The organism is Eikenella glucosivorans (genome assembly GCF_016025525.2).
GTDB classification, from domain to species: domain Bacteria; phylum Pseudomonadota; class Gammaproteobacteria; order Burkholderiales; family Neisseriaceae; genus Eikenella; species Eikenella glucosivorans.
Genome location: NZ_JACSGR010000004.1, coordinates 197,701 through 213,735, shown reverse-complemented (window position 1 = coordinate 213,735; position 16,035 = coordinate 197,701). Strand labels below are relative to the sequence as shown.

Sequence of the window (16,035 nt, the reverse complement as noted above, 5' to 3'; positions counted from 1 at the left end):
GTAATGCCGTTGCCGGCCTCAACCTTGCTGGTGGCCGCGGCTTGCGCAGCTTTCAGCTGACTCACGTTCACCGCGTCGCTGGCATTGGTGCCCGCACCCACATTGGTGATCTTGTTGCCGCCGTTATCCAAACCGCCGGTCGTCAGGCTCACCGGGCTGCCGCCGCCTGCCGGGGTGATGGTCACACCGCTGCCGTTGGTCACGGTTTGGTTGCCGGCCGCATCCTTGGTGGTCACGCTGGTCACGTTCAGGTTCGGGTTCAACGCCAACTGGGCGCCACCGGCTACGGTGGTGCTGGTGATGTTGCTGTCGCCTTTCACGTTGATCGTCTGTCCCAGCTGGTATTGGTTGCTGCCGGTAGTGCCGCCGAAGTTGATGCCTTTGGCAATGTTGGCGGCATTGGTGGCAACGTTCTGGTTGGTGGTGTACAGCTGGCCGCCGTTGACGGCTTCTTTGCTGCCGGCGGCAATCGTGCCGTCGGCGACGTTGCCCAAGGTGACCGGGGCACCTGCATTACCGCCTACCAGGTTCACGTTGTTGCTCGGCGTATTGCTGGCTTGGCCTGCCGGGTCAACATAGGTCAGCGGGGTGTCAAACTTCACGGTGGTGACACCGTTGGTGCTGGTCACGTTGGCTACGGTGCCCTGGCCGTTGGCGAAGTTGATGGTGTCGCCGTGGGTCACGAAGTCTTTATTCTGACCGTTGCCCTGTACGGTGAAGCCGGCATTCAGTACGTCGTTGACGGTGGCGGCGTTGTTGCCTTTGCCGTTGGCGGTCAAAGTCGTACGGTCGTTGCCTCCCGGGTTGGTCGTGGCATTGCTGGTATCGGCCAGGTTGCTCTTCACGTTAGCCAAGGTAGTGGGGGCGGTGGTGGAGCCGGTGGCATCCTGCATGCTGGCGATGACGTTACCTGCTGTCACTTCGGTACCGGCACCATTCGGCTGGGTGTAGAACTTGCCATCGGTGTGTTTGTACACCTTGTTGCCGTTGCTGTCGGTGTACACCACCGGGGTTTGGGCGTTCTGCACCACGGCCTGGGCGTTCAGGGCGTAGGTGTAGGTTTGGTTGCCGGTGGCGCCGTCCACATCCTGTTTCACAGTCAAACCGTCGCCGGCGGCAAAGGTGACTTTCTGCCCAGCCTTCACGGTGGTGGGGGTAGCGGTGCTGCCGCTGGCCAAATTGCCGCCGGCAGTGGCCTGGAAGCCGCTGTTGTTGATGGCGTTGGCAATGTCTCCGGCGGTCACCAGTTTGTTGGCATCCGCTGCTGCCGGTGCGGTCACTTTGCCATCGCTACCCGTGGTCAGGCCTACTGTATTGGCCGCTACCTTGTAAGTGGTGCTGCCAGTGGTGTTATCCACGGTCGGGGTCACGGTAATGCCGTTGCCGGCCTCAACCTTGCTGGTGGCCGCGGCTTGCGCAGCTTTCAGCTGACTCACGTTCACCGCGTCGGTGTCGGCCGCGCCCGCCGCAACGTTGGTGACGCGGCGGTAGAGTTTTTGCCCCATCCCGGCCGTGTTATCGCCGCCAACCGATACTTCGCCCAGCTGCACACCAGTTCCTGCAACGCCGGCAACAACGGCATTTGTCGTCGGTTTGTAAGGCGCGGCAGTAAGGTCTGATTCGCCGGCAATGGAGAAGGAACCGAGCGCAACATTGAAGTTGGTGTCATCTTTAACTTTTGCGCTGTCACCCAAGGCGACGTTGTTGTTCAGACGCACCGGCAAGCCGGGAATCATGGCGGTGCCGTTGCCGGCATTAGCGCCGCTACCGACAGCCATGCCACCGTTGTTTGATGTAGCAGCCGCACCGATAGCAATGCCACCGGCCGCATTTTCGCCGCTTACCGTAGCACCCGCGCCGAGGGCTACTGCCAAATCACCCTGTGCTTTAGCTTTATCACCGATAGCAATCGAGCCGCTGGACGGATTAACATTCGAGTCAACGACTTCTGCTTCATTACCAATAGCAATGGAATTACGTTGTTCAGCTTTAGCTTTGACACCAGCGGCCAATGCATCCGTTCCCGTGGCGCCGTCGTTATTGTAATTGCTGCCTGCTGTTTGCTGGGTACTGTTAACACTGTAGTAGTGTGTTTTAGTGGCATTGCCCATCGCCTGCAACTGGCTGAGATTGACCGCATCGTTCGGTGCCGTACCATTAGCCACATTAGTGATCTTGTTACCACCGTTGTTCAAACCATCCTTAGTCAAGCTAACCGGGCTACCTGTAACCGGAGTAATGGTCACCCCACCAGCATTGGTTACTGTTTTGTTGCCCATTGCATCTTGGGTAGTAACACTGGTAAAGGTCGGCGCTTCCTTCATGCTGACAGTAACCGTAGTTTTACCTGTACCTGCATCCTGAGTAACATTGGTTTTCAGGTTACCAGTAGAAGTGGTTTCTACAGTATTACCTGCAACAATAGCCAACTCCTTGCCTAATTGATGGGTTTGTAGGCTGTTATTATCCGCATTTACACCGAAGCCCAAGTTATTCACAATGGAATAAAGCTGACTACCGTTGATGGCATCCGTGCTGGTGCTGGTAATGCGGCCGGCTGCAACATTAGTTAGCGTACGCTCACCGCCAGCTTTACCGATGCTTACTGTTGAAGTAGGAGCAGTACCTGCAAAATTACCGTAAGTAACTCCATTAATAACAGCACTGGTTGTTGCTACAGCAACAGCTGTTTCAGAATCAGAGCCTAATGCAACTGCATTTATATTTTTTGCTTGTGCGCCAACACCCAAAGCAATAGATTTAGTGGCACTAGCAGTACCTTGTGCACCGATAGCAATTGCTTGGGAGCCAGTGGCAGCAGCACCTTTACCGGCATTGGCAGAACCACCAATAGCTACTGCACCTGAACTGCTGGCTGCTGTATTTTGACCAGCAGCAAAAGCTTGAGCGCCAGCAGCACTTGAAGCTACACCTAAGGAAATCGCTGCCGATCCTTCAGAAGTTGCTCCATTACCGACAGCAATAGAATTACCAGCAGAAGCACGGGAACGTTGACCAATTGCAATATTATTAGCTGTGGTTACAGCTGCTTTGCCTGAACCTGTACCATTTGCATAAGCGCCAATAGCAATATTATGGCTTTCTTGGATACCTTCTGCCGCACCAGTGCCAATACCAACCACATTGGTTACAGGCTGAGTTGCACTACCTGCACTCCTAACAGCACCCTCACCAATACCAACGTTATCAAAGTTGTTAGCATTATCTGTATTCAAGCCTGCTTGTTTACCAATATAAACATCAGCGCGACCTGCTGCATTGGCATTCCAACCAAGCGCAGTTGAATTCAAGCCTGTCGCTTTAGAGCCATCACCTAATGCCGTTGAAGCATTAGTAGCTTGAGTATTCGGGCCAACCGCAGTTGCACCATCGTTGGATGCATTAGCTTTAATACCTACAGCAACAGCATTTCGGCCTGCAGCGGTAGCCTCTTCACCAATAGCAACAGTAGATGCTCCAGATGCCTTAGCCTCACGACCAACCGCAACAGCTGCCCAACCGCTGGCATTGGCATCATTACCAAATGCTGAGCTGGAACCACCAGCAGCTTGTGAGCCAGTACCTACGGCCGTTGCATAAGTGCTGGTAGCCTTAGCGTTTGTGCCCACGGCGGTTGCTCTCTCTTTAGTTGCATGAGCAGTATTACCAACTGCCGTTGCGTCCTGCTCATCAGCCGAACTAGCTTTACCTATAGCCATCGCATCCTGACCTTGTGCTTTAGCCGTGTTGCCAACAGCAATTGCACCTTTCCCTGAAGCAGTCGTATCAGACCCTACTGCAACAGTATGCTCAGCAGTAGCTTGCGCACCGACACCTGCGGCCAGTGCATGTGTTCCGGTTGCACCATCATTATTGTAATTACCGTCAGTAGAAGCGCTACCTTTAACACTATAATAATGTGTAGCAGAGGATGCGCCAATCTTGCTGGCTACCGCTTTTAATTGAGCAACGTTTACCGCATCGGTATCAGCCGCACCGGCAGCCACACCGGTAATTTGTCGAGTAACGTTATTAGCAACATCACCTACAGACAATGCCGCAGCTGTAGAAGTCCAAGTAGCATTATTTTTTGCTGTAACAGCATTGAGAGGATCTGCCCCTACCACGCCAGCAGCAGTAGATGCAACAGAGTTTTTACCTAGGGCAACAGCACCATTCACAGTCGCTTTAGTATCTGTACCCAAGGCTACTGTACCAGTAACAGTACGTGGAGAAGCAGCCGTGGCATCATTGGCACGCGTACCAATAGCAATATTGTCATCGCCATCCAAATAGCGGCCGGCAGTCCAGCCAACCACGGTATTGTGCTGGCCTTTGGAGCCCAATGCAGCCTGTTCACCAATGCCGATACTGGCATTACCCGCATAGTTGCTCATAGCCTGAGTACCCACGGCCACGTTATTATTGCCATTGCTATTAATTGCAGCAGAATCACCAATTGCCACGGTGCGGGTATTATTGCTTGCCCCCTTGCCAGCATTCAGACCGACAGAGACACTATTTACAGCACCTGCTTCAGCACCATGTCCTGCAGCAAAAGAGCTGGCTCCGGCTGCCTTGCTGCTATTGCCTATCGCAACAGCATTATGACCAGCAGCATTAGTATCTGCGCCAACCGCTGTAGCGGAAGGACCCGTTGCATTCGCCGCACGACCAATGGCGGTAGTACTGCTATTACCAGTTGCTTTAGCATTCAAACCCAAAGCTGTCGAACCCCAACTATCGGCTTCCGCACTCGAACCAATCGCAGTAGCGCCGCTACCGGTTGCTTTAGTGTATACACCAACAGCTGTTGCAGAGTCTTTACTACCTTTTGCACCATCACCCAAAGCAACGGAAGACTTACCAGTTGCATGGGAATCCTGACCAGCAGCTAAAGAATTCTGACCCAAAGCTTCGGATTTTTGACCAAATGCAGCAGCATTGGTACCTTTAGCAGAACTGTCTGCACCTACAGCCACAGAACCAACACCGGTAGTTGTGCCAGAGTCCGTTGTGGCCGTACCCGCATCAACAGAGGCATTTGTACCTATTGCAATGGCGTTACTGGTTTTGGCGGAGGCGTTTACGCCGGCCGCCATGGCTTTATCGCCGGTAGCACCGTCGTTGTTGTAGTTGCCGTCGGTAGCACCGCTACCTTTTACGCTATAGTAGTGTGTAGCCGCAGCACTAATCTGATTTTGCAATCCTTGTGCAATAGAAAACAGCTGGCTGCCATTGATGGCATCCGTGCTGGCGGCGGTAATTGCACCCGGGGCAACGTATTTGATTTGGCGTTCAAACCCTTCTTTACCCACAGAAACCTGGTCGCCCCCCACAATACTGTCGGCGCCCTTAAAACCGCCATAAGTGATCGTACCTACCGTGGCGCTCTTAACAGCTACTGCATCATCAGCAGTAGTTGAACCCGCACCCAAAGCCACGGCATTTTCTTTGCTGGCATTCGCACCAACGCCCAACGCCGTGGAAGCCACGGCAGACGCTTGGGTTTTCGTACCAAAAGCAGTAGCAAGCCCGCCCAGAGCCTTAGCCTGAACGCCAACAGCTATGGCGGCATCACCTGCTTCCGAAGGGACATATAGAGTGGCACCCACCAAGTTATCACCGGTTAATGTTTTATAAGTGGTTGCTACAGCAGAAGTATTCAAAGCAGCAGTGGCCGATGATTTAGAAACTGTATTTAAATCATCGCCGCCCAAAACAATAGATGAATTACCGGTGGCCACAGAATTATTACCGATAGCGGTAGATTGCTCGCCTACTGCCTTGGTTACCGCACCAATCGCAATGCCCTGCGCTTTTTGAGCCTCCACTTGCCAACCGATTGCTATGGTTTCACTAGAGAGGGATTTAGTTTGATCGCCAACTGCAATGGAGTTACGCCCTGATGCTGTGCTTGAATGGCCAACGGCCGTAGCAACATCACCGGTTGCTTTTGCGTTATAGCCGAGCGCAGTCGCGCCGGCATTACCGCTTGCACCTGAATAGGCACCGATTGCGGTATTCTCTTGCTTGGTCGCCTTAGCCATATAGCCGACAGCAGTTACCTTGCCCTTCCCATTAGGATCGGAAGCCTCTGCCTCAGCACCGATTGCCACCGCATCCATAACGGTTGCCTTGGTATCGACACCAACAGCGATTGAATTGGCCTGCTTGTTGGCATCCAACAGAGTTGATCCAGTCCCAATACGAATGCTGTTCGTTGCATTTGTACCATTGACACCGCGATCACCCAAGCCGATGATGCCGCTGTTCACATCTAAGCGGCCGCCAAGGGTCAGGTTTTTCGCACCATTATCAGTCTCACTGGCTGTTACATTTTTATCACCGTAGAACAAAGTACGATTAGTCTGTGTATCGCGTGCTTCGCTGCCTACAGTTGTGCGCGAATTACAAGGATTATATGAAGACGTCAGGCCAACATCGCCAGCGTTATACAACCCCACATTCCCCACCCCCTGTAAAGGGGTTGAAACTTGTGGAGAATTACCCGGCTGTATCGCATAAGGAACAGCAGTAGAGCCATCAGGAAGAACAGTACAGTTAACATCCTGCCCATCATTGACGTAAATCCCTGGGCCGGCATGGGCGTAACCTGCGGCGGCAGTTAGGGCCAGTAGCACGGCAGACGACACAAATCGGGGCATTCTGATGCCCACCCGGCTCAAAATGCCTGTCCCATTGCCATTTACTCCGGCAGACGCAGATTTGCCGTGCGCCTTAGCCGTTTCCTGTACCGCCACCCAAGTGTTGGTATGGTCGTTCCACACAACGCGGTAAATCTTATTCATTTACTCTCTCCCTAACTTTTTCCAAGCCAATCAAAAATCAAAATAAAATCCGACAAAGCCGCCCAGGCAGCTGATTTACATCAACATAAGTTCAATCCCGCTGAAAAACTTGCTAAATCACACAAAACTTAAACCATTTTTGCAAGCAGAAAGAATTTTCTCTCAATATATTCAGTGGGCTATCTACTCTATAAATGCCGGGCAAATTAGGATGGTATGATACCTTTCTTTACCCTCCCCTCCTAGTGCCTTAGCGATCCAAGGTTGATTTTTACAGTATTTTTACAACAAGCCTGCTGCCCGGCCACAACCCATCCGCCCATATCCGACTCCTTCAGGGTTTTGCCAAACTTTTACTCAGTTCACTTTTCAAACGTCATCCTTGATGCAAAGCATCCCCAATATTTCAGGCTACCTGAAAATTCCTCATGGCTTTTCAGGTAGCCTCCAGCTGGCTGCGCGCAGTTTGGGCAGCCCTGTCGGCAACCGCACATCATCCAAACAACCTGCCAGCCATTACCCAAACAACAACAGCCCCTCTATCCGAAAACACAAAAAGGCTACCTGAAAACGGGTCGAACCGATTTTCAGGTAGCCTTTGCTGCATTAACGGATGAACGCGGGCTTATTCGGCCAGTTTCACCGTGCCGTTCATCACGCCGGCATGGCCGGGGAAGGTGCAGAAAAATTTGTAGTTTGAGCCGGCGGCCAGTTTGCTCACCGGGAAGGTAACCGCTGATTCTTCGCCGCCGCCGATCAGCTTGGTGTGGGCGATGACGCGGGTGTCGCCGGGTTCCACGTAGTCGTTATCCGGACCGGCGCCGATGCCGTCGTTGTTCACGCCGTTTACGTCGCCCTCGGCGGTGATGACGATGTTATGCCCCATCGAGGTTTTGGGCATGCTGCCGGTGTGCTTGAGGGTGACGGTGAAGTGGGTGCAGCCTTTGGGTATGCTGATTTCGGCGGTGTTGTATTGCATGCTGTCGCCAGTTTCCACCACTTGCACGCAGCCTTCGGCGGCGGCTGCTGGAACGGCGGCTGCTTCGGAGGCAGGCGCGGCTTCGGAAGCGGCGGAGGCGGTTTGCTCATGTGCGGCTTCGGAGGCGGCGGAAGCGGCAGGCGGCTGGGCGGTTTCGCCGCCGCAGGCAGCCAGCGCCAATGCGGCGGCGGCAATCAGGGGGAGATACAGTTTCATAACATGGTTTCCTTAATTAAAACATGGGGGAAATACTGCGGGCTGATTATAGCGCAGCGGTGGCGGCTTGTCTGATTCGGGATAAGGCAATCCGGCTTTCAGGTAGCCTGAGAGCCGGATGCTGGGCGGCCGGTTTTATTTCGGCGGCATTGAAGCTAATGTTTTCAGGTAGCCTATGGGGTGCCGTGCTCGCTGCCCACCGCGCCGCTGTTTTGATAGAGGGTGAACAGGGATACGCCTTCGTTGCGGATGCGGTCGCCGCCGGGCAGGTCGGTGAATTCGAGGATGGCGGCGGCTTCCACCACGTGCCCACCGAGCTTGCGGATGAGCTTGATGCCGGCAAGCATGGTGCCGCCGGTGGCCACGAGGTCGTCCACCAACAGCACGCGAGCGTTGTTTTTGATGGCATCGGTGTGGATTTCCACGGTGGCTTCGCCGTATTCGAGCGCGTAGCTTTCGGATACGGTGCTGAAGGGCAGCTTGCCTTTTTTGCGGATGGGCACGAAGCCGACGTTGAGCTGGTAGGCCAGCGCGGCGCCGATGATGAAGCCGCGCGCATCGAGCCCGGCCACCACGTCGATTTCCTGCGTCATATAGCGGTAGGTGAGCAGATCCACCAGCAGGCGGAAGTATTCCGGGCTTTGCAGCACGGGCGTGATGTCGTGAAACAGCACGCCTTCCTGCGGCCAGTGCGGGATTTTGCGGATTTTCTGCGCCAGCATTTCAACCGTCATCACTTCGGGGTGGAACAGCATGATTTATCTTTCAGGTAGCCTGTGAACGATATGGATATTACCATTTCCCGCGTTGCTTGGCATGGGATTTGCATGCTTTCGGCCAAGGCCGCATCCGCTTGGCCGGCCGAAAACCGCACCTGCGTCAAATCACCGCCGCCGGCAAAACACAGGCGGCGGATTTTTGGTTACAATCAGCGCGAGAACCCGACATTAAGGCACCCCCATGGAAACCGGCTATTCAGACACCCACATCACCGACCTGCAAGCCTGCCGCAGCTGGCTGGCCGGATATGCCGCCCAGCAAAACGAGGCCGACCGCCGCCTCCTGCAGCAAGCCTTCGCACTGGCCGAGGCACGCTATCCTGCCGACGCGCAAACCTATGCCGGCGAGGCGCTGCTGCCGCACACCTTGGGCGCCGCGCAGATGGTGGCGCAGCTCGATTTGCTGCCCGAAGCCGTGGCCGCCACCATTTTGTCGGGCATGCCCAAGCAGGGCGGCGATTGGCAGATTCAGGTAGCCGAACAGTGCGGGCAAACCGTGTGCGGCCTGGTGCAGGGCATCGACCAGGTGCAGAAGCTCACCCACTTCGCCCGCGTAGACGGCCTCGCCACACCCGAAGAGCGCGCCGCACAGGCCGAAACCATGCGCAAAATGCTGCTGGCCATGGTGTCCGACATCCGCGTGGTGCTGATCAAACTCGCCCTGCGCACCCGCACCATGCAATACCTCGGCAGCTGCCCCGACAGCGCCGAAAAACGCGCCATCGCCAAAGAAACACTGGATATTTTCGCCCCGCTGGCCAACCGCTTGGGCGTGTGGCAACTCAAATGGCAGCTCGAAGACCTCGGCTTCCGCCACCAAAACCCCGAAGAATACCGCCGCATTGCCCACCTGCTCGACGAAAAACGCCCCGAGCGGCAGCATTATATCGACCACTTCCTCGGCATCCTCAAAGCCGAACTGGCCAAATACGGCATCCGCGACTACGACGTGGCCGGCCGGCCCAAACACATCTATTCCATCTACCGCAAGATGGTGAAGAAAAAGCTTGATTTCGAAGGGCTCTACGACATCCGCGCCGTGCGCGTGCTGGTAAACAGCGTGCCCGAGTGCTACACCGTGCTCGGCATCGTGCACAGCCTGTGGCAGCCCATCCCCGGCGAATTCGACGACTACATCGCCAACCCCAAAGGCAACGGCTACAAAAGCCTGCACACCGTGATCGTCGGCCCCGAAGACAAAGGCATCGAAGTGCAAATCCGCACCAAAGAAATGCACCAGTTCAACGAATTCGGCGTGGCCGCACACTGGCGCTACAAAGAAGGCGGCAAAGGCGATTCGGCGTATGAACAAAAAATCGCCTGGCTGCGCCAACTGCTCGACTGGCGCGAAAACATGGCTGAAAGCGGCAAAGCCGACCTTGCCGCCGCCTTCCAAACCGAGCTGTTCAACGACACCATCTACGTGCTCACCCCGCACGGCAAAGTACTCTCCCTGCCGGTGGGCGCCACGCCGATTGATTTCGCCTACGCCCTGCACAGCAATCTGGGCGACCGCTGCCGCGGTGCCAAGGTAGACGGCCAAATCGTGCCCCTCTCCACCCCGCTGGAAAACGGCCAGCGCGTGGAAATCATCGCCGCCAAAGAAGGCGAGCCCTCGGTAAACTGGCTGTATGAAGGCTGGGTGAAGAGCAACAAGGCCGTTTCCAAAATCCGTGCCTACATCCGCCGCCAAAACGCGGAAAGTATCCGCGAACAGGGTAAGCTGCAACTGGAGCGCACCCTGCTCAAAATCCAAGCCAAACCCAATCTGCAGGCACTGGCCGAAAAACTCGGCTTCAAGAAAATCGACGACCTCTACAGCGCCATCGCGCACGGCGAGATCATGCCGCGCGCCGTGCAGAAGGCCTGCGGCCTCTTAGCCGAACCCGCACCCGAGCCAGTAAGCACGCAGAGCATCGTGAAAGAATCGCGCATCAAGGCCGACGGCGGCAAAGGCGGCATCCTGGTGGACGGCGAATCCGGCCTGCTCACCACCCTGGCCAAATGCTGCAAACCCGCCCCGCCCGACGAAATCGCCGGCTTCGTTACCCGCGGGCGCGGCATTTCCATCCACCGCCTCGGCTGCCCCGCCTTCCAGAAGCTGGCCGAACAGGCTGCCGAAAAAGTGGTGCCCGCTTCTTGGGCAGGCGTGCCGGCCGGGCAGGTGTTTGCCGTAGACATTGAAGTGTCCGCCCAAGACCGCAACGGCCTCTTGCGCGACCTCTCCGAAGCGCTGGCACGGCACAAACTGAACGTGACCGCCGTGCAAACCCAATCGCGCAACCTCGAAGCCAGCCTGCGCTTCACGCTGGAAGTACACCAGGTGGGCGACCTGCCGCACGTGCTGGCCAGCCTCGCCAACGTGAAAGGCGTAACCGGCGTGAGCAGGCTGTAGCGGCCGCGCTTGCAGCAAAAGGCTACCTGAAAACCGCCCAATCATTTTTCAGGTAGCCTTTCGCGTATACGAACCGACTTCCGTTTATTGAGGCTACCTGAAAACTGCCACACTACTTTTCAGATAGCCCAAGCCAGCCAAACAAAGGCTACCCGAACCTTCGGCTTTGCAGTAGCACTGTTTCGCAATCAAACCCGCGCCAAGCCCGCATAATTTCAAACAGCCCATCCCACGCATCAAAGGCTACCTGAAAACAAAACCTCCCGCCGCCCGTTAGGCAGCAGGAGGTTTCGTCTGTTTGGCAACAATCAGCGCTGCTGGTTTTGCAGCAAGGCCGCACGCTGTTTAAACGCCTCGTTTTCCTGCGGCGTGAGAATCCACATTTCCACCACATTGCCCGCACCGTTGCGGCGCAGCGCCACCACTTTGCCGGCATAGTTCGGCAGCTGACCGTGGGTGATGAAGCGGTTGTTTTCATCTTTGATGCGCACGCCCTGCACCATATCGAAGGTTTTCGCGCCGTCACCCAGCCAGCCCAAGGTCAGCACGCGCAGCCAGGAAAAGCCTTCCGAAGTGAACGTAACCTGCGGGAAAGAGGCCGATTTCAACACCGCCACTTCCATGCTGTCGACGGGGAAGCGGTAGGCCCAAACCGTGCTGCTGAACGCCAGCAACAATACCAAGAAATATTTTTTCATGCTTTATCTGCCTGTGTGGGTTAAAACGCGTTCATTATAATGCGGTTAGTACGCGCTCGGCTACTTACACGCCGCGGGTACGGCACGCCAGGCGCGCGAAAGCGTGGTGCCGTTGGCATACAGCTTGATGGTTGAGCTTTTCACCCCGCGCTGCTGCACGTTCATCAGCACACCGTCGCGCTTGGTGAACGGATTATGCAGCGCCACCGTGTAGCCCGAATTGGTGTAGGAGCGCACCTGGATAAAGTTTTCCGGCAGGCGCAGGCGGGTTTGCAGCTGTTTTTGCAGGCATTGCGCCGCCTCGCCCGGCGCCTTGTCGCTCTGCACCTCCACTTCCGCCCTGCCCCGCTCCGGCAGGCTGCGGAAACCGTATGCCGTGCGCGAACCGCCGATTTTCACATCATCGTCATAGTTGATATTGGATTGCTGCCGGCGGATACCCGCCGCCTCCGGCGACACACAACCGGCCAACACCAACACTGGCATCAGGCACAACAACAGTTTGGAACATTTCAGCATTTTTCATCCTTTTCTTGCTTCCGCCGGGCAGGCAGCGAATCGGCACAGCCGCAAAGCGCAGCATCATAGCAGCCACACAAGCAATTTCGAAACCGTTTAACCCGCCTTTACCCCAACATACTGTTCCCAGTATTCTTTTTACATTTAAAGGCTACCTGAAAATACCAGCTCCTCCCAAGCCAAACCATCGCGCCGCAACGTTTCCGCCAAGCCCAAGCCTCATGCCAACCATTCTTAGAACAAATACCCTTGACACGGCCTCCCCACCTGCCTTAGACTGCGCCCCATGAATACGCAAAACTTCTCCTTCACCCCCTTTTATTGGTACCGCCAAACCGCGCGGTATCTTTTCGCGTCTGCATAAACCGCAGCCGCAAGCAGAAAGAGAAGCTACCGCCCGGAACAACCCGAGCGGTTTTTTTATTGCCCACGGCAGGCCGCTCGCACACGGATTTCCCCATGAACAGACCAGCCGAACAGGAACACAAAATGACCGCCCTAGCCCACCAAATCAGCCAAATACCCACACCCCAGCCGCGCACCGAGCTGCAACGCTGGTATTTGGCCGTAGACGGCAACCAACACCGCGCCGATTTGCAGTCCAACGCCCCGCAAGGCAAAAACTTCATGCTGTGCGAAGCCCTGCTGCCGCAAATCCGCACCCTCGCCTGCCTGATTGCCGCCGAACGGCACGATTTCGGCCGACCCAGTCCCGACGTATTCACCGAGGAAGCCGACTGGTTTGCCGCCCGCATCCTGGTATTGGGCGTGCGCGTGTTCCACCTCGACATCACCCTGATCCCGATGCTGCAAACCGCCAACCGCCGCGCCGCCGCCTACGCCCGCAAACACAACCTGCCTTTCACCCCCGCGCAAATGCGCATGAGCCTGCACGCCACCCGGGCGCACGGCGGCCTGATTTTGGAAAACGCCCGCTTCGCCGACGCGGATTTGGGTATAATCGGCAACTCGCTGCAACTGAGCCACACCCTGCCCGACATCGTCAGCAAGTAAACGCGCAGGGAACCCTCGGCAGGCAGCTTTCGATACACACAACCCAAGCCGCCCATACCAAGATAAAGGCTACCTGAAAGCGTGAGCTTCAACGAAGTTGAACCGATATTTTGCGCAGCCAAGGTGGCGTTTTTGCAAAGCCAACACCCATGCTCGCCCTCACCCCCGAATACATCAACCATCCGCCCGAACGCCTGCCGCGTTTGGGCGTTCTGCTGCTTTTGCTGTGGATTGTTTTGCCGCTGGCCTTTGCTCTGCCCGTGCCCGTTATCCTTATCTTCGGCGTATTGTGGCTCATCCAGCTCGGTTTCACCTTAGCCGGCATCCGCGGCCTCAGCCCGTGGCTGAACGCCGTGGGAGGCATTATTTTGTTTGCCTTGGTGTTTTCCCAGCTTGGCACCGTATTCGGCAGCGAAGGCGGCAGCGCCCTCTTGCTGCTGATGGTGCTGATGAAAACCTTCGAAAGCCGCCAACTGCGCGACTGGCACATCCTGCTCGCCGCCATGATATTCCTCATCGGCGCCACCGTGCTGCTCAACCAAAACATGTTCATCGGCCTGTGGCTCCTGGCTGCCCTGTTCGGCACCGCCACCTGCGTGGCACTGCTCAATATGCCGCCGCGCCTCGCCTTCCGCCACGCCGCCACCGCCCTGCTGCTCACCCTGCCGCTGGCCGCCGTGCTGTTTGTGGCCGTGCTGCGCATGAGCGAGCCTTTGTGGCGCATCCCCCAGCCCAACCAAAACCAAGCCAAAACTGGCCTTTCCGACACCATGCAGCCCGGCAGCATCAGCAATCTGGTGCAGAGCAACGAATTGGCCTTCAACGCCACCTTCGACAACGGCTACACCCCCAAGCCCGCCGATCTCTATTGGCGCGCCATCACCATGAGCCAGTTCGACGGCCGGCAATGGAGCGCCGACGACGACTTCACTGAAAGCCAGGCCGACACCGCCCTCACCCCCGCCGTCGTCTCCTACAGCATGATCATGCGCGACGAGCAGGGCCGTATCCCCGCGCTCGACTATCCCTACATCAATTCCACCGCCGCCAATTCGCGCAGCCAGATGCACTTTGTCGAAGGCCACACCGTGCGCGTACGCAGCCACGACGGCCTGCGCCGTTTCAGCCTGCAGGCCGCCGTGGGCAACAGGCTACCTGAAAACCTGCCCGGCTTGCAGCAGCGCCGCCTCAGTGCCCTGCCCCGCACCGGCAACCCGCGCACCCGCGAGCTCGCCGCCCAGCTGCGCAGCCAATCCGCCAACGCCGCCGACCTGGTCAACCGCACCCTCGCCTACTACCGCAGCCAGCCCTTCGCCTACACCCTCAACCCCCCGCTCGACGACAGCGCCAACCGCGTCGACAATTTCCTCTTCACCAGCCGGCGCGGCTTCTGCGAACACTACGCCGAAAGCTTCGTCGTCCTCATGCGCGCCGCCGGCCTGCCCGCCCGCGTGGTGACCGGCTATCAAGGCGGCGAATACAACCCCGACGGCGGCTTCTGGCAGGTGCGCGGCAAAGACGCCCACGCCTGGGCCGAAGTGTGGCTGCCCGAAACACAGGCCTGGCTACGCGTCGATCCCACCGCCACCGTGAGCAGCAACCGCATCGAGCAAGGCCTCTCCTCCGCGCTCGAAGGCGGCGAACAAGAGCTGGTGGCCGGCAGCAACAGCTGGCAGTGGTGGAGCAAGCTCACCGCCGAGAGCCAGTTCTACTGGCAGCAATGGGTGGTGAACTACGACAGCAGCGCCCAGCAAAACCTGTTCCGCCGCCTCGGCTTCAGCGGCTTCAACCTGCTCAGCCTGCTCACCTTCCTGCTCATCGGCGGCGCCATCGCCCTGATTCCGCTGTGGCTGTGGTGGCGGCGCAGCAGCCGGCGTTTTGCCAACCTCTTGGAAGAAGGGTTCGCCCGCGTGAAAGAGCGCCTGCTCGATGTGGAAGACGTCTCCCTCGCCGCCCTCGGTCCCATCGAAACCGCCGACATCCTTCGCGAGCAAGAACGCCTCAGCCCCGAGCTGGAAGAACTGCTGCAGCAATATGCCCGCTGGAACTACGCCGACGGCCTGCCCGCCGCCGCCGCGCAAAAGCGCTGGTACCGGCAATGCTGCCGCGCCATACGCAAAATCCGGCTGTGAGCCCGCGGCTTTACTTCCAAAAACCCAAATTAACGCCCAAGCCGCCGTTTATCTGTTAGTTTTCAGGTAGCCTTTTATGGAGCGCCCCTGTTCCATAAAAGGCTACCTGAAAATTTTGTTACACCAGAAAGGACAACCTATGAAACGCTTCCTCCCCCTGATGGCCATCGCCGCCCTCGCCGCCTGCGCCGGCAACCAGGCCGCCACTTCCGCTTCCGCCCCCGCCGCCTCCGAGCCCGCCGTGGGCATGGCCAACCCCGCCAGCGTGTATTGCGTGCAGCAGGGCGGCAAGTCCGAAATCCGTAAAAACCAAGACGGCAGCGAATACGGCATGTGCATCCTGCCCGACGGCAAAGAAGTGGAAGAGTGGGCCTACTACCGCGCCAACAACGGCGGCAACGGCAAATAAGCCATCTCCCCCCGCCTAACAGGCTACCTGAAAATCCCGCCGCAGCAGCCGCACCGGATTTTCAGGTAGCCTGTTCGCACAG

At 57.1% G+C, this 16,035-nt stretch carries 10 protein-coding genes; 5 read left to right on the top strand and 5 right to left on the bottom strand.

Annotated features, from left to right (window positions below; translation table 11 throughout):
* The coding region (locus H9Q10_RS06555; RefSeq protein WP_197903162.1) for an ESPR-type extended signal peptide-containing protein at window positions 1-6,812 on the bottom strand (6,812 nt) is incomplete at its 3' end.
* Between the two features lie 385 nt (window positions 6,813-7,197).
* Here H9Q10_RS06555 and H9Q10_RS06550 point away from each other — a divergent pair.
* The gene (locus H9Q10_RS06550; protein ID WP_197903161.1) at window positions 7,198-7,380 is read left to right on the top strand and encodes a hypothetical protein; all 183 of its coding nucleotides are present in this window, start codon (window positions 7,198-7,200) and stop codon (window positions 7,378-7,380) included.
* 57 nt (window positions 7,381-7,437) lie between these two features.
* Here H9Q10_RS06550 and azu read toward each other — a convergent pair whose 3' ends face one another.
* Together azu and H9Q10_RS06540 are read right to left on the bottom strand one after the other, a co-directional pair.
* Complete coding sequence (gene azu / locus H9Q10_RS06545) at window positions 7,438-8,007, bottom strand: azurin (RefSeq protein WP_197903160.1); 570 nt, start codon at window positions 8,005-8,007, stop codon at window positions 7,438-7,440.
* A 173-nt stretch (window positions 8,008-8,180) separates the two neighbouring features.
* The gene (locus H9Q10_RS06540; RefSeq protein WP_197903159.1) at window positions 8,181-8,762 is read right to left on the bottom strand and encodes an adenine phosphoribosyltransferase; all 582 of its coding nucleotides are present in this window, start codon (window positions 8,760-8,762) and stop codon (window positions 8,181-8,183) included.
* Between the two features lie 205 nt (window positions 8,763-8,967).
* On the opposite strand from H9Q10_RS06540, the gene H9Q10_RS06535 reads away from it, so the two are divergent.
* A complete protein-coding gene (locus H9Q10_RS06535; RefSeq protein WP_197903158.1) occupies window positions 8,968-11,181 on the top strand; it encodes a RelA/SpoT family protein in 2,214 nt (737 codons plus the stop codon).
* Window positions 11,182-11,489: 308 nt separating this feature from the next.
* Here H9Q10_RS06535 and H9Q10_RS06530 read toward each other — a convergent pair whose 3' ends face one another.
* Together H9Q10_RS06530 and H9Q10_RS06525 are read right to left on the bottom strand one after the other, a co-directional pair.
* Window positions 11,490-11,879, bottom strand: a complete 390-nt coding sequence (locus H9Q10_RS06530; RefSeq protein WP_197903157.1) for a hypothetical protein — start codon at window positions 11,877-11,879, stop codon at window positions 11,490-11,492.
* Window positions 11,880-11,939: 60 nt separating this feature from the next.
* The gene (locus H9Q10_RS06525) at window positions 11,940-12,398 is read right to left on the bottom strand and encodes a hypothetical protein (RefSeq protein WP_238480157.1); all 459 of its coding nucleotides are present in this window, start codon (window positions 12,396-12,398) and stop codon (window positions 11,940-11,942) included.
* Window positions 12,399-12,857: 459 nt separating this feature from the next.
* Between H9Q10_RS06525 and H9Q10_RS06520 the strand changes: the two genes are divergently transcribed.
* The 3 genes from H9Q10_RS06520 (at window position 12,858) to H9Q10_RS06510 (ending at window position 15,953) form a co-directional block, all read left to right on the top strand.
* Window positions 12,858-13,412, top strand: coding sequence for a hypothetical protein (locus tag H9Q10_RS06520; RefSeq protein ID WP_197903156.1), 555 nt, complete (start codon window positions 12,858-12,860; stop codon window positions 13,410-13,412).
* A gap of 149 nt (window positions 13,413-13,561) precedes the next feature.
* A complete protein-coding gene (locus tag H9Q10_RS06515; protein ID WP_197903155.1) occupies window positions 13,562-15,544 on the top strand; it encodes a transglutaminase TgpA family protein in 1,983 nt (660 codons plus the stop codon).
* A 139-nt stretch (window positions 15,545-15,683) separates the two neighbouring features.
* A complete protein-coding gene (locus H9Q10_RS06510; RefSeq protein ID WP_197903154.1) occupies window positions 15,684-15,953 on the top strand; it encodes a putative hemolysin in 270 nt (89 codons plus the stop codon).
* Window positions 15,954-16,035: the final 82 nt, after the last annotated feature.

Excerpts from the sequence above, each read along its gene's own strand:
- H9Q10_RS06550 (WP_197903161.1), top strand. The coding sequence starts at position 7,198 with ATGCAAAGCATCCCCAATATTTCAGGCTACCTGAAAATTCCTCATGGC.
- azu (WP_197903160.1), bottom strand. The coding sequence starts at position 8,007 with ATGAAACTGTATCTCCCCCTGATTGCCGCCGCCGCATTGGCGCTGGCT.
- H9Q10_RS06540 (WP_197903159.1), bottom strand. The coding sequence starts at position 8,762 with ATGCTGTTCCACCCCGAAGTGATGACGGTTGAAATGCTGGCGCAGAAA.
- H9Q10_RS06535 (WP_197903158.1), top strand. The coding sequence starts at position 8,968 with ATGGAAACCGGCTATTCAGACACCCACATCACCGACCTGCAAGCCTGC.
- H9Q10_RS06530 (WP_197903157.1), bottom strand. The coding sequence starts at position 11,879 with ATGAAAAAATATTTCTTGGTATTGTTGCTGGCGTTCAGCAGCACGGTT.
- H9Q10_RS06525 (WP_238480157.1), bottom strand. The coding sequence starts at position 12,398 with ATGCTGAAATGTTCCAAACTGTTGTTGTGCCTGATGCCAGTGTTGGTG.
- H9Q10_RS06520 (WP_197903156.1), top strand. The coding sequence starts at position 12,858 with ATGAACAGACCAGCCGAACAGGAACACAAAATGACCGCCCTAGCCCAC.
- H9Q10_RS06515 (WP_197903155.1), top strand. The coding sequence starts at position 13,562 with ATGCTCGCCCTCACCCCCGAATACATCAACCATCCGCCCGAACGCCTG.
- H9Q10_RS06510 (WP_197903154.1), top strand. The coding sequence starts at position 15,684 with ATGAAACGCTTCCTCCCCCTGATGGCCATCGCCGCCCTCGCCGCCTGC.